Below are 13,045 nucleotides of genomic sequence, written 5' to 3'. Positions count from 1 at the left end.
CGGAGCGGTCGTGTCACCCGCCGGCTTCTTGATGATCGTTCCCTGCTCCAACTGCTTTTCGGGGCTGCTGGTCGGGGTCAGCTCGGGTTCGGCTGACACCTCGGGACGTGGCGAACTCGGGGTTGGGTTGTTCTGCGGCCTGCTCTCCTGGGAGGAACTCTGCTGCTGCCCGTTCGCGCTGCGGCTGCCACCGCAGGCCCGTGGCAACGGCCCCAGGTTGTCGACCCGTGCGGCCGGGTCCGCGCCGCACTGGAGCGCGGCGCGGAGCAGGTCCGCCCGCCGACCGATCGAGTCGAGCAGGGCGAGTGAGTCGGAGACCCGCTGGCTGTTGGTGTGGCTGGCGCCGTCCGACAACTCGGTGATCTGCCGCCGCTGCCCGGTGAGGAACGTACCGATCGCGTCGAGCGCCGCCGCGTCGCGACGCTGTGCGGCCGAGGTGTTGAGCAGTTTGATGCCCTGGCGGGTGTCCGCGTCCATGTCGTTCAGGACAGCGGCGAATCCGGCCCGGTCGTCCTGGACCGCGATCGCCTCGGCGAGCCGGGTCTGGGCGAAGTCGAGGAAGAGCTGTCCTCGACTCAGGTCGGAGCTGGCCAGGGCGAGCTGGGCGCGTTCGGTGGAGCGCTTGACCCCGTACAGGGCGTCGCCGGGCAGGGCGTTCTCGCTCGCCGCCGACATTCCGGAGACCGCGATCGCGCCGACGGCCACGCCGACGATGATCGAGCCCCGGACCCGTGCCCGGGTTCGTTGGCCGCCCCGTGTCGCCCGGCTACCGGCACCGCCGGTCCGCCGGGTGCCCTGCTCGGTCCCACCCGCGTTCTGCATTGCCGCCTGTTCGGCGGCGGCGAGCAGCATGATCCGCAGCTCGTCTCGGAACACGGGGTCGACGTCGATGTCGACGGACGGCTGGGCACCACGTACCCGCTGCCCGACCGTCACGAGTTCGGCGAGGTCGTCGTCGACACGGGAGCGGATGTGGTGTCGACGGCCTCCGTTGGCTTCGTCGAGAAGTTGCGCGAAGCGCTCGGCGCGCCAGCGGCGGAATATGTTCAGATTCACCGCGGGCACCTCCCTTCGCTGGTCACGGCCGTACGGGCGGCATCGTCGCCGACCGTGCGACGGCGGCTCGGGTCCGGGCCGTGTCGGTCATGACCAACTCAGTCGGCCGGACCGACGGGCCGGCGGTTTGCCTGGGCAACCGCCCGTCGCACCGGGACAAACGCCCGGTAAGCCCGGCCGGTTACGGGCCGTTCGGTCCCACTATCACGATGAGTGATCGGTGTTGCCGCGACTGAGTAACCGGGATCGGCTGGACTCACGGCTGAAAACCGTCCGGCAGCAGCCGGGCCAGGGCGCGTACGGCCCGGTACTGGAGGGCCTTGATCGCACCCTCGTTCTTCCCCATGGTCTGGGCTGTTTCCGCGACCGAGAAGCCTTGGAGGAAGCGGAGCACGATGCACTCCTGCTGTTCGGGGTTGAGTTGTTTGACCGCGCCGAGCAGGGCCATGTTGGTGATGTGTTCGACCACTGCGGACTCCGGGCTTCCTTCCGGCCCTCGATCCTCACGGTCTGCATCCAGAACATCACCCGTAGTAACTTCGAGGCGATAGCGACCGGACTTGAAGTGGTCGGCCACCAGGTTCCGGGCGATCGTCACCAGCCAGGCGCCGAGGTCCCGACCCTGCCAGGTGAAGCTGCCGATCCGCTTGAGGGCGCGCAGGAACGTGTCCGAGGTCAGGTCCTCGGCGAGCTGCCGGTTACCGACCCGGAAGTAGACGAACCGGAAGACGGTGTCCACGTACCGGTCGTAGATCAACCCGAACGCCTCGGACTCGCCCTGCTGGGCCCGCTCGATCAGCTTCCACACCTCGGTCGCCGGGTCGGACGGATCCGGCCGGTCCGGGTAGCCGGTCGGCGGCGGCCCCGAGGGTGCGGGCGTCGGGTCGACGGCGGGCACGACCGGCAGGATCGCGGTCTCGGTCTCCGGTGCGTCCGGCCGCGGCCCGGTCTGACCGGGTCCCGGCTGGGCCGGCATCGTCGGCCGGGTCGGACTCGTCACCCGACCGCTGATCGGCCGGGCGTTGCTGCCCGGCGGTGTGTGCCGTGACGGCGTCTCGTTCGGGTGTGGTCTGTTCCGGGTCCGTTTCGGACTGCCCTCCCCGCGTACCGCGAGACTCAGCATGTCGTCCATGGAGACACGCAGCTGGGTCAGCCCCTGGTTCAGGGCGGCGCGGGCGGTTCGGACCTCGCGGCCACGTGCCGCGTCCGCGTATCCGTAAGTGCTCACAGGCCCTCCCCGAGCCGGTACGCCAGCGGAACCGGTGGCCGCGACGTCGCGGCGGCGATGCCGCGACCCGGGCCTGGACCGGCACGATCCACCACACCGGCGGCGGACCGCCCCGGTTGGCGGCACGCACCCTTGAGGTGCTGGTGCAGTGCAGTTACAGGCACGGCGGCCTCCTCGGGCTGAGGGGTGTCGACTCACAGCAAAAGGGGTGAGCCGACCCGAGTGATGATAGGGCCAACGTCACCCACGCGTGGCGAGTCCGTTACACAGAGCCAAAGTATTTCCCAGATTCGCCCAGATGGACCGGACCAATTGTGCGTTGTCGGATCCCGGACAGTCCGGTCATGAGGGGTGTGACCTGCTAAAACACCGCAACACGCCGAAAGGCAGCACGGCTTGGCGTGCCGCCGGCAAAGGTGCTAGCGGTGCTGGTTCGTCCCGCCGGTGATATTTCCACGCGGGGATGTGGTCTCGTGGACGGTACCGTGACGTACCGGTGGTGTCGAGGGGCTGTCTGTCATCGATGCGCGGGACCGGTCGGGGCGGCACTGTGCCAGACTTCTGCGATCAGTGCCGGACCTGGGAGAACACCATGGCGAGCGAACCGCGACTGACCCTCATCACCCGTCCCGGGTGCCATCTGTGCGACGTGGCGAAGGAAGCCATCGACCGGGTGGTGGCGGCAACGGGTGACCGTTGGGTCGAAGTGGACGTCAGTGGTGATCTCGAACTCGAACGTGAGTACGGCGACCGCGTACCGGTGGTGCTGCTCGACGGCAAGGAGCACGGCTACTGGCGGGTGGAGGAAGCCCGCCTCCTCCGCGACCTGACCCCCACCTCCTGAAGTGATCAAGTTATTGTTTCGCGATGGCATTGGCTCGTACGCACCTGGTCTGGGACTGGAACGGCACCCTGCTCAATGATCTGAGTCTGGTCGTCGAATCGACCAATGTCGTCTTCGCCAGCGTCGGTGGCCCCGCGGTGACCCTGGACGAGCACCGGCAGTCGTTTCGCCGCCCGATCGCCGACTACTACGCCGAGGTGCTGGGGCGTGCGGTCGACGCCGACGCGTTCGGCTCACTCGACAAGATCTTCCACGACGCGTACCGGACCGGGTTGACCACCTGCGCGCTCGCCGACGACGCGACCGCCGCGATGCGGTCCTGGAGCGGCACCCAGTCGCTGCTCTCCATGTGGTTCCACGAGGAACTGGTCCCGGCCGTCGAGACGTACGGGTTGACCGGCATGTTCAGCCGGGTCGACGGCCTGCGGGGGACCGTCGGTGGCGACCACAAGGCCGCGCATCTGGCGCGGCACCTGGCCGAACTGGGCATCGACGGTGAGGCCGTGGTGCTCATCGGCGACTCGATCGACGACGCCGACGCAGCCGAATCCGTCGGCGCCGACTGTGTCCTCTATACCGGCGGCTTCACCGACCCCGCTCGACTGCGTGCCTCCGGTCGGCCGGTCGCCGACACTCTCACCGAGGCGGTACGACTGGCGGCTCAACCCCGCAGGTAGGTCAGTACCGCCCGGACCCGACGGTGCTGTTCGTCGTCGGGCGGGAGGTGGAGCTTGGTGAAGATGTTGCGGACGTGCTTCTCCACGGCTCCGTCGCTGACCACCAGGGCACGCGCGATCGCGGTGTTGGAGCGGCCCTCGGCCATCAGGCCGAGCACCTCGCGCTCACGCGGGGTCAACTCGCGCAGCGGATCGTCCCGGCGGCGGCGGACCAGCAACTGCCCGACGACCTCGGGGTCCAGTACGGTGCCGCCGCCGGCCACGCGGCGGAGCGCGTCGAGGAACTCGTCGATCGCGGCCACCCGGTCCTTGAGCAGGTAACCGATTCCGCCGCCGGCGCCCGGTCCGGGGTTGACCGTGGCGAGCAGGTCGTCGGCGTACGACACCTCGACGTACTGGGAGAGGACCAGGATCGGGGCCCGGGGAACGAGTCTGCGGGCCTCCACCGCGGCCCGGAGACCTTCGTCGGTGTGGGTCGGCGGCATCCGTACGTCGACGATCGAGACGTCCGGGCGGTGCGCGACCACGGCCTCGACCAGGGTGGTGCCGTCCCCGACCGCGGCCACCACGTCGTGCCCGTGTTCGGTCAGCAGCCGGACCAGCCCCTCTCGGAGCAGGAAGGCGTCGTCGGCGATTACTACCCGCATGGCTCGGTTGTCTATCACGTCGCCGTTCGTCGTGTTCTCCGGCGTACGTAGCGGTGTGTCCTCGTTCAGCACGGAAGCTCGGCTCGTACCTCGGTCGGGCCACCGGTCGGGCTGATCACGGTCAGGGTGCCGCCGGTGGCACGTACCCGGTCGGCGATGCCGGCGAGGCCGTGTCCCTTGGAGAGGTGGGCACCGCCCTCGCCGTCGTCGACCACCGCGATGCTCAGTTTCCGTTCGGCGCGGGTGACGGTGAGCCAGCACTCGGTCGCCCGGCTGTGTTTCGCCACGTTGGTCAGGGCTTCGGCGACCACGAAGTAGGCGGCGTTCTCCACCGCCGGGTCGAGCCGGCCGGCGGGCGTACCGAGTTCGGGGTCGACGGTGAGGTCGACCGGGATCAGCCCACGGCCGGCGAGGGCCGCGAGGGCGCTGGGCAACCCTCGGTCGACCAGGATCGGCGGCGCGATGCCCCGGGAGAGGGCGCGCAGTTCGGCGAGGGTGTCCCGGGTTTGGGTGAGCGCCTCGTCGAGGGTGCGCCGGGCCGCGTCCGGGTCGGTGGCGAGCTGGTGCTGGGCCCGGCTGATGTCCATGGCGAGCCGGACGAGACGCTGCTGTGGGCCGTCGTGGATGTCGCGTTCGAGTCGGCGCAGGGCGCTTGCCTCGGCCGAGACGGCGGCTCGTTTCTGCTCCTCCAGCACGGTGATCCGGTTGCGCATCTCGGCGACCCCGGTCAGCAGGGCACGGCCGAAGCTGGCCTGGAGCAGCGCGCAGCCGCGGACCACGATCGGGAGGGTGATCAGGAAGAAGAGGCCGATGGCGCTGTTCAGGCCGATCCGAGCGCCGGCGGAGTCGCCGAGCCCGAGCAGCTCGTTCAGCCCTTCGTTTCCTTCGCCCTGCGGCAGGGTCCAGTCGTACGCCCAGTAGAGGGAGCCGCCGATCGTGCCGATCCACCAGGTCACGGTGACGCCGAAGGTGACCACCGCCACGAACAGCTTGCCCAGGCCGTGTGCCAGGTCGAGCCAGGACTGGCCGTCGGCGATCGGTACGAAGATCCGCCGCCAGGCGCTCGCTCCGGTCTCGGCGGTGCGGTATTCCGGACGGACCCGGGGCTGGTGCAGTACGGCCGGGATGCGCAGTCGTTCGATGTCGGCCCAACCCCGTGCCAGGTAGAGAGTGCCGGCCAGGATCGGTAGGCCGATCACCGTCACCATGAGCCCCACGCCGAGTGCCAAGCCGACGATCAATATGACGAAACTCGCCAGTGCGAGTGGGAAGCCCAGCAGTACGTACGCCGAATCGACGCCGAGCTGGCGCAGAATTGTCGCTTGCGCCGGTTCGGCGCGGGCGGTGACGGTGGTCATGTCTTCCACGCTAGGCAACCCGATGGGTGGTTCCATATCCCGTCGGCCTGCCTATTTCCGGTAGGGCTGGCCTCACCCGGAGGCCCGGCGAGCAGGACTCGGACGGTCGGCGAGGACCCACGATAGCTTGTCAAGTTGGCAAGAATAGTCGGAATTGAGTAATAATCGCCAGGCGGGCCGATCCCCGCAACGAAACCGATCTTGTGAATGGAGTGGCTGGTGAGGCCGTGTCGCGACGCTTCAAGATCGCGATTTGTGCACGTCTTCACAAGCGCCTACTCTGTTACTCCGACGAGCCCTGCTAGCACAGCCGGTCACAGCGGTCGCAAGCGGGAGCCCTGGAATGACCCGCCGCTCCGGCTGGTCGAGGATCGCACCGCACGGAGTCACATGAGTCAGCACCGCCCCGCAGGCGCGTCCGGGCGCGCCGGTGCCGTTCCGGCGCTTCCGGATCTCCCTGAGGCGACGGTCGCCCGGCTCCCCGAATACCTGCGCGCACTGCACAACCTCGCCGAGGCAGGCGACGATACCGTCTCCAGTGAGGGTCTGGCCGCCGCGGCCGGGGTCAACTCGGCCAAGCTCCGCAAGGACCTCTCCCACCTGGGCTCGTACGGCACCCGTGGCGTCGGCTACGACGTCGCCCTGCTGATCCACCAGATCGAGTACGTCCTCGGGCTCACCCATCGTCGCGCGGTCGCGCTGGTCGGAGTGGGTAACCTCGGTCACGCGCTGGCCGGTTACGCCGGTTTCGCCAGCCGGGGCTTCCGGATCGCCGCTCTCTTCGACGCCGACCCGACCCGGGTGGGCGAGGAGATCAACGGGCTGACCGTCCGGCACATCGACGACCTGCTGCAGACCGCGGCCGAGGAGCACATCGCGATCGGCGTGATCGCCACTCCCGCCTCGGCCGCGCAACGCGTCACCGACCTGTTGGTGGCGGCCGGGGTGACCAGCATCCTCAACTTCGCGCCCTGCGTGCTCGCCGTGCCGGAGGGGGTGGACGTACGCAAGGTCGACCTCGCCATCGAGTTGCAGATCCTCTCCTTCCACGAGCACCGCAAGGCGTCGCTGACCGCGCTCCCCGGTGGCCGCGACGAGGCCGATCCGAACCTTGCCGCCACCGGCACCGACGACACCGTCGCCTCCGCTTCGGTCGAGCCCGCCGCGCCGGGCCGAACCCGCCCGACCCGTACGGAGGTGGTCGGCTCGTGAACCTGCTCGTTGTCGGCGCGTCCCACCGCACCGCCCCGGTTGCCATGCTGGAGCGCCTCTCGGTCTCCACGGCCGACCTGCCGCGCACCCTTGAACGGCTGCTCGCCCAGACCTACGTCGGCGAGGCGGTAGTGGTCTCGACCTGCAACCGGGTCGAGGTCTACGCGGCGGTGTCCGGCTTCCACGGCGGTCTCGGTGACATCTGCGCGGTCCTCGGTGACGAGGCCGGATGTCCTCCCGCCGAGCTGGCGAACCACCTCTACGTGCACTACGACGAAGCCGCGGTCGAGCACGTGTTCCGGGTCGCCACCGGGCTGGACTCGATGGTCGTGGGCGAGGCGCAGATCCTCGGCCAGCTCCGGGACGCGTACCACGTGGCGACCGAGGCGGACGCCACCGGCCGCCAGTTGCACGAGTTGATGCAGCAGGCGCTGCGGGTCGGCAAGCGGGCTCACGCCGAGACCGGTATCGACCAGGCGGGACAGAGTGTGGTCACGGCCGGGCTGGAGGTCGCCGCGAGCCGGTTCGACGGTTCGCTGGCTGGTCGGCCGGCGCTGGTGATCGGTGCGGGGGCGATGGGTGCGCTCGCGGTGGCGACGCTGAGCCGGACCGGGGTCGGTCCGGTGGCGGTGACCAACCGTGGTGCGGACCGGGCGACAAGGCTGGCCGAGGCGTACGGCGCCACCGCCGTACCCTTCAATGATCTTACCGTAGCCCTGTCCACTGTGGACATCGTAGTCACCGCCACCGCGGCCATCGAGCCGGTGCTCACCCGCGAGACCGTCGCCGCCGCTCTGGCCCTTCGGGCCACCAGCCGGCCGGACACCCCACTGGTCCTGCTCGACCTCGCCGTCCCCCGGGACGTCGACGCCGAGGTCGCCGAGTTGCCCGGCGTACTCGTGATCGACATCGACCGGCTCGCCGCCGAACTCGCCGACGGACCCGCCGCCACCGACGCCGCCGCGGTCGCCGAGATCGTCGGCAGCGAGGTCGCGAGCTTCCTCACCTGGCTGCGCGGCGCCGACGTGCTCCCGACCGTGGCCGCCCTGCGGGCCCGGGCCGACGAGGTGGTCACCGCGGAGCTGCGCCGACTCGCCCAGCGCCGCCCGGACCTCACCGACGACCAGCGGGCCGACGTGGCGCACACCGTGCACCGGGTCGTGCAACGACTGCTGCATTCGCCGACGGTACGGGTCCGCCAACTCGCCGCAGAGCCCGGCGGCGACCAGTACACCGCGCTGCTGCGCGAACTCTTCGACCTGGAAGTGCCGAGCACCTCGCAGGTCGACACCGTCCCCGACATCGCTCCGCGCGTGTCGCATCCCGCTCCAGGAGGTGAGCGATGACCGCACTACGCCTGGGCACCCGGGGCAGCGCACTGGCGCTGGCCCAGTCCGGCCAGATCGCCGACGCGGTAAGGGCCGCGACCGGCCGAGAGGTCGAACTGGTCGAGGTGGTCACCGCTGGCGACCGGTCGACCGCCCCGGTGCACCGGCTCGGAGTCGGCGTCTTCGTCTCCGCACTGCGGGACGCACTCACCGCCGGGGAGATCGACTTCGCGGTCCACTCGTACAAGGACCTACCCACCGCGAGCGCGAGCGGGCTGCACATCGCCGCGGTCCCCGAGCGCGAGGATCCACGCGACGCGCTGATCGCCCGCGACGGCCGAACCCTGGCCGAGCTGCCCGCCGGCTCGACCGTGGGCACCGGCGCACTGCGCCGGATCGCCCAGCTACACGCGCTCGGCCTGCAGTTGGCCGTCACCCCGATCCGTGGCAACGTCGACACCCGCGTCGCGCGGGTGCTCGGCCCAGACGCGGATCTCGACGCGGTGGTGCTCGCCCGGGCCGGTCTGACCCGGCTCGGCCGCACCGCCGAGATCACCGAGACACTCGATCCGATGCTGATGTTGCCGGCACCCGCCCAGGGTGCCCTCGCGGTGGAATGCCGGGCGGACGACCCGGATCTGATCGAGTTGCTCGCCGTACTGGACCACGCGCCGACCCGAGCCGCGATCACCGCGGAACGGGCGTTGCTGGCCACCCTGGAGGCCGGCTGTAGCGCACCGGTCGCCGCATTCGCGGAACTCGCCGAGGGCGACGACGGCGATGAGATCTACCTGCGCGGGGCGGTGATCAGTCCGGACGGGTCCCGTGACCTCCGGCTGTCCCGCACCGGTACGCCCGCCGAGGCGGCGGAGATCGGTAAGGCACTCGCCGCCGAACTCCTCGAACTCGGCGCCGACTCGATCCTCGGAACGCCTACGCACCCCGGCGCGAGGACCCAGCATTTTGGAGCACAGCCATGATCCGCACCCGTAAGCCCGCAGGCCACATCGCGTTCGTCGGGGCCGGCCCCGGCGACCCAGGTCTGCTGACCCGCCGGGCGCACGACGCGCTGGTCGATGCTGACCAGGTCATCTTCGACCGGAGTGTCCCCGAGTCACTGCTCGACGCGCTGCGCGCCGAGGCCAAGGAGGACGCCCAGTTCAGCCCCGCCGAGGGCGCCCCGGGCGATGTCGCCAAGGTGTTGATCTCCGCCGCCCGTTCGGGCCTGTCGGCGGTACACCTGGTCGCCGGTGACCCGTTCGGTCACGACTCGGTGGTCAAGGAGGTCCAGGCGGTCGTCCGTACCGCGGTGCACTTCGAGGTGGTGCCCGGTATCGGCCAGGCCGAGGGCGTGGCCAGCTACGCCGGGGTTCCGCTGCCCGGCGTACGCACGGCGGCCGACGTCGACGACGTCACCGCGCTGGACTTCGAGGCGCTCGCCGGTGCGGTCAACCGGGGCTCGCTCGCGCTCGCGGTGGACGCCGGTGACCTCGCGGCGGTCCGGGACGGGTTGCTCGCGGTCGGCGTCGACGGCACCACCCCGGTCGGGGTGACCGGCGACGGCACCGGCGAGACGCAGTACACCACCTCGTCGACCGTGGACAGCTTCGTCGCCGCCGCGCTCGGCTTCACCGGCCGGGTGGTACTCACCCTCGGCGCCGGAGTCAGCCAGCGGGACAAGCTGAGCTGGTGGGAGAACCGCCCGCTGTACGGCTGGAAGGTGCTGGTCCCGCGGACCAAGGAGCAGGCTGGCGTGATGAGCGCTCGGCTGCGCGCGTACGGGGCCATCCCGTGCGAGGTGCCGACCATCGCGGTCGAACCGCCGCGTACCCCCGCCCAGATGGAGCGGGCGGTGAAGGGCCTGGTCGACGGCAGGTACGCCTGGGTGATCTTCACCTCGGTGAACGCCGTACGCGCGGTCTGGGAGAAGTTCGCCGAGCACGGCCTGGACGCTCGCCACTTCGGTGGCGTCAAGATCGCCTGTATCGGTGAGGCGACCGCCGACGCGGTGCGCGACTTCGGTATCCAGCCCGAGCTGATCCCCGCCGGTGACCAGTCCTCGGAAGGGCTGCTCGCCGAGTTCTCCCCGCACGACGAGATCCTCGACCCGGTCGGCCGGGTGCTGCTGCCGCGCGCCGACATCGCGACCGAGACCCTCGCCGCCGGGCTGACCGAGCGGGGCTGGGAGGTCGACGACGTGACCGCGTACCGGACCGTCCGCGCGGCGCCGCCGCCGGCCGAGATCCGGGACGCGATCAAGTCCGGTGGCTTCGACGCCGTCCTCTTCACCTCCTCCTCGACCGTGCGCAACCTGGTGGGTATCGCCGGCAAGCCACACACTCGTACGGTGGTGGCGGTGATCGGGCCGAAGACGGCCGAGACGGCAACCGAGTTCGGTCTGCGGGTCGACGCCCAGCCGACCAACGCCTCCGTCCCGGACCTGGTGGAGGCGCTCGCCTCGTACGCCGTCGAACTGCGCGAGAAGCTGATGGCGATGCCGGCGAAGCAGCGCCGTGGCTCGAAGGTGCAGGGGCCGACCGCGCTGCGGTTCCGCTGACCCATCGCGGTCTCGTCGACCAACTGAAGAGATCCGGGTGGCAGTCGTAGCCTGGAATGGTTGACCCGTGACCCACGGGTCGTGGGAGGAACCATGTCGTACCCCGACGTCCGGCCGCGCCGGCTGCGGCGTACCCCGGCGATCCGGCGGCTGGTGACCGAGACCCGGATGGCGCCGGCCGAGCTGGTGCTGCCGATGTTCGTCAAGGAAGGGCTGACCGAACCCCGGCCGATCGCCACCCTGCCGGGAGTGTTTCAACACTCCCGGGACTCGCTGCGTAAGGCGGCGGTGGAGGCGGTGCAGGCCGGGGTCGGCGGGATCATGCTCTTCGGCGTGCCGGAGACCCGGGACGAGCGGGGCTCCGGCGGGACCGACCCGAACGGGATCCTGAACGTGGCGCTGCGGGATCTCGCTGCCGAACTCGGCGACAGCACGGTGCTGATGAGCGACCTCTGCCTGGACGAGTTCACCTCGCACGGGCACTGCGGTCTGCTCGCACCCGACGGCAGCGTGGACAACGACGCGACGCTCGCCGCGTACGCCGAGATGGGCGTGGCCCAGGCCGCCGCCGGGGCGCACATGGTCGGGCCGTCCGGGATGATGGACGGCCAGGTCGGCGTGATCCGCAAGGCGCTCGACGCCGCCGGCTACGCCGACACCTCGATCCTCGCGTACGCGGTGAAGTACGCGTCGGCGTTCTTCGGGCCGTTCCGGGACGCCGTCGAGTCGGCGCTCCAGGGCGACCGGAAGGGCTACCAGCAGGACCCGGCGAACCTGCGGGAGTCCCTGCGCGAGGTCGAGCTGGACATCGCCGAGGGCGCCGACCTGGTGATGGTCAAGCCGGCGCTGCCCTACCTGGACGTGCTCGCGGCGGTCCGCGCCACCGTTGACGTTCCGGTCGCCGCCTACCAGGTGTCGGGCGAGTACGCGATGGTCGAGGCCGCTGCCGCGAACGGCTGGGTGGATCGGGAACGAGCGATCATGGAGACGCTCACCTCGGTCCGGCGGGCCGGGGCGCAGATCATCCTCACCTACTGGGCCGTCGAGGCGGCCACGATGCTGCGCGAGAGCTACTGACCCTCGCTACCGCCGACCGGCGTCATCACGGGGTGGTGACGCCGGTGGCGTCGAGTCGGTGCACCAGTTCGGCCACGTTCACGCCGTACTCGCACCAGTCCCGCTCGGCCCGGAAACCCAGCTCCGCGTTGACCTTGAGCATCGGCTCGTTGGCCTGCGCGTTCCAGGTCTGCACCTCGGCCAGCTCGGGTTCGGCGGCCCGGAGTTCGAAGAGCATCCGCGCCTTCATGGCGCGGTCGATGCCGTAACCACGGTGGTCCTGCACCACGATCGTGTCGTACTGGTCGGCCCGGGTCGGGTGCTGGGCCGGCACGACGACCTCGGTCAGGCCCGCCACCTCGCCGGTCCGCTCGTGCACGGCGAGCACGATGTACGGCTTCATGCCCCGCCGGTGCAGGCAGCCGAGGCTGTCCCGTAGTCGCTGCGGATCGTACGAACTCGGCCGGAGGTCAAGATCGCCGTCGTCGATGTCGCGGATCTCCGCCTTGGCACGGGCGTACGCGTCGAGCATCGCGTCCGGCGGGCCGCCGGGGTAGAACTCCAGGCGGTAGCCGGAGCTGATGCCGCGCGCCATTTCCTCCAGGGTCACCCAGTCCACCGTGGAAAGGCGCAGCACGCTGCGGGTCTCCACGTACTCCCGGGCGAAGCCGAGCGCCTCGAAGAAGTGGATCGCCGGGGTGTCCCCGATGACCTCGACGCCGATCAGGGAGAAACCCTCCTGGTACGTCCGTCGGGCGGCCTTGGCGATCAACTTCCGCCCCAGCCCACGCCGTCGTTCCTCCGGATGGACGAGTACGTCGATCACACCGATGTCGCCGAGCAGAAGCACGTGGATGTGTCCGATGATCCGCCCGGGCGTGGTGTCGGTCGCCTCTTCCTGGGCGATCCAGGAGATCCGCCGCTCGCCCGGCATCACCTCGGCGAGATACTCGCGAAGTGAGCTGTTCTGCCATTGGGGGTCAGCCGGAAGGTCCGCCGCGAAGGCCGCGTTGACAGTGTCCAGCAACGACTCGATCTCGGCGGACGACGCGGTCCTGGGATCCCACTCGCGCACCATCACC

At 70.2% G+C, this 13,045-nt stretch carries 12 protein-coding genes and 1 pseudogene; 7 read left to right on the top strand and 6 right to left on the bottom strand.

What is annotated here, in order from left to right; genetic code table 11:
* Positions 1-180: 180 nt before the first annotated feature.
* The 3 genes and pseudogenes from ACIBF5_RS14945 to ACIBF5_RS14935 form a co-directional block, all read right to left on the bottom strand.
* A pseudogene (locus tag ACIBF5_RS14945) lies at positions 181-1,056 on the bottom strand (DUF5667 domain-containing protein); the annotation flags it as partial.
* Between the two features lie 256 nt (positions 1,057-1,312).
* A complete protein-coding gene (locus ACIBF5_RS14940) occupies positions 1,313-2,284 on the bottom strand; it encodes an ECF subfamily RNA polymerase sigma factor, BldN family (RefSeq protein WP_396811794.1) in 972 nt (323 codons plus the stop codon).
* On the bottom strand, positions 2,281-2,448 hold the full coding sequence (locus ACIBF5_RS14935) for a hypothetical protein (RefSeq protein ID WP_396811792.1): 168 nt from the start codon (positions 2,446-2,448) through the stop codon (positions 2,281-2,283). The genes ACIBF5_RS14940 and ACIBF5_RS14935 overlap by 4 nt, the downstream gene beginning before the upstream one ends.
* Positions 2,449-2,876: 428 nt before the next feature.
* Between ACIBF5_RS14935 and ACIBF5_RS14930 the strand changes: the two genes are divergently transcribed.
* Positions 2,877-3,128 carry a glutaredoxin family protein gene (locus tag ACIBF5_RS14930; RefSeq protein WP_396811790.1) on the top strand — a complete coding sequence of 84 codons (252 nt, stop codon included), beginning with the start codon at positions 2,877-2,879 and terminating at the stop codon, positions 3,126-3,128.
* A gap of 23 nt (positions 3,129-3,151) precedes the next feature.
* Positions 3,152-3,805 carry an HAD family hydrolase gene (locus tag ACIBF5_RS14925; RefSeq protein ID WP_396811788.1) on the top strand — a complete coding sequence of 218 codons (654 nt, stop codon included), beginning with the start codon at positions 3,152-3,154 and terminating at the stop codon, positions 3,803-3,805.
* On the opposite strand, the gene ACIBF5_RS14920 is transcribed toward ACIBF5_RS14925, so the two are convergent.
* Both ACIBF5_RS14920 and ACIBF5_RS14915 read right to left on the bottom strand, forming a co-directional pair.
* Positions 3,790-4,452: a response regulator transcription factor gene (locus ACIBF5_RS14920; protein ID WP_396812088.1), complete on the bottom strand. Its 663-nt coding sequence runs from the start codon at positions 4,450-4,452 to the stop codon at positions 3,790-3,792. The genes ACIBF5_RS14925 and ACIBF5_RS14920 overlap by 16 nt on opposite strands.
* 65 nt (positions 4,453-4,517) lie before the next feature.
* On the bottom strand, positions 4,518-5,810 hold the full coding sequence (locus ACIBF5_RS14915; protein WP_396811786.1) for a sensor histidine kinase: 1,293 nt from the start codon (positions 5,808-5,810) through the stop codon (positions 4,518-4,520).
* Positions 5,811-6,200: 390 nt separating this feature from the next.
* Between ACIBF5_RS14915 and ACIBF5_RS14910 the strand changes: the two genes are divergently transcribed.
* From ACIBF5_RS14910 to hemB, 5 genes are all read left to right on the top strand, one after another.
* The gene (locus ACIBF5_RS14910) at positions 6,201-7,022 is read left to right on the top strand and encodes a redox-sensing transcriptional repressor Rex (RefSeq protein WP_396811784.1); all 822 of its coding nucleotides are present in this window, start codon (positions 6,201-6,203) and stop codon (positions 7,020-7,022) included.
* Positions 7,019-8,368 carry a glutamyl-tRNA reductase gene (locus tag ACIBF5_RS14905; RefSeq protein WP_396811782.1) on the top strand — a complete coding sequence of 450 codons (1,350 nt, stop codon included), beginning with the start codon at positions 7,019-7,021 and terminating at the stop codon, positions 8,366-8,368. The genes ACIBF5_RS14910 and ACIBF5_RS14905 overlap by 4 nt, the downstream gene beginning before the upstream one ends.
* Positions 8,365-9,330: a hydroxymethylbilane synthase gene (hemC, locus tag ACIBF5_RS14900; RefSeq protein WP_396811780.1), complete on the top strand. Its 966-nt coding sequence runs from the start codon at positions 8,365-8,367 to the stop codon at positions 9,328-9,330. The genes ACIBF5_RS14905 and hemC overlap by 4 nt, the downstream gene beginning before the upstream one ends.
* Positions 9,327-10,907, top strand: a complete 1,581-nt coding sequence (locus ACIBF5_RS14895; protein WP_396811778.1) for a uroporphyrinogen-III synthase — start codon at positions 9,327-9,329, stop codon at positions 10,905-10,907. The genes hemC and ACIBF5_RS14895 overlap by 4 nt, the downstream gene beginning before the upstream one ends.
* A 93-nt stretch (positions 10,908-11,000) precedes the next feature.
* A complete protein-coding gene (hemB, locus tag ACIBF5_RS14890) occupies positions 11,001-11,984 on the top strand; it encodes a porphobilinogen synthase (RefSeq protein ID WP_396811776.1) in 984 nt (327 codons plus the stop codon).
* A 25-nt stretch (positions 11,985-12,009) separates the two neighbouring features.
* Here hemB and ACIBF5_RS14885 read toward each other — a convergent pair whose 3' ends face one another.
* The gene (locus ACIBF5_RS14885) at positions 12,010-13,041 is read right to left on the bottom strand and encodes a GNAT family N-acetyltransferase (RefSeq protein ID WP_396812086.1); all 1,032 of its coding nucleotides are present in this window, start codon (positions 13,039-13,041) and stop codon (positions 12,010-12,012) included.
* Between the last annotated feature and the right edge of the window lie 4 nt (positions 13,042-13,045).

Source organism: Micromonospora sp. NPDC050417 (genome assembly GCF_044458865.1).
Classification (GTDB): Bacteria; Actinomycetota; Actinomycetes; order Mycobacteriales; family Micromonosporaceae; genus Micromonospora_G.
Note: the sequence above shows the minus strand (reverse complement) of the source record. Positions and strands in the feature narration are given on the sequence as shown.

Bases quoted from the DNA above. Each gene is read 5' to 3' on its own strand.
- hemC (WP_396811780.1), top strand. From the start codon at position 8,365: ATGACCGCACTACGCCTGGGCACCCGGGGCAGCGCACTGGCGCTGGCC.
- hemB (WP_396811776.1), top strand. From the start codon at position 11,001: ATGTCGTACCCCGACGTCCGGCCGCGCCGGCTGCGGCGTACCCCGGCG.
- ACIBF5_RS14885 (WP_396812086.1), bottom strand. From the start codon at position 13,041: ATGGTGCGCGAGTGGGATCCCAGGACCGCGTCGTCCGCCGAGATCGAG.
- ACIBF5_RS14925 (WP_396811788.1), top strand. From the start codon at position 3,152: ATGGCATTGGCTCGTACGCACCTGGTCTGGGACTGGAACGGCACCCTG.
- ACIBF5_RS14920 (WP_396812088.1), bottom strand. From the start codon at position 4,452: ATGCGGGTAGTAATCGCCGACGACGCCTTCCTGCTCCGAGAGGGGCTG.
- ACIBF5_RS14910 (WP_396811784.1), top strand. From the start codon at position 6,201: ATGAGTCAGCACCGCCCCGCAGGCGCGTCCGGGCGCGCCGGTGCCGTT.
- ACIBF5_RS14930 (WP_396811790.1), top strand. From the start codon at position 2,877: ATGGCGAGCGAACCGCGACTGACCCTCATCACCCGTCCCGGGTGCCAT.
- ACIBF5_RS14895 (WP_396811778.1), top strand. From the start codon at position 9,327: ATGATCCGCACCCGTAAGCCCGCAGGCCACATCGCGTTCGTCGGGGCC.
- ACIBF5_RS14915 (WP_396811786.1), bottom strand. From the start codon at position 5,810: ATGACCACCGTCACCGCCCGCGCCGAACCGGCGCAAGCGACAATTCTG.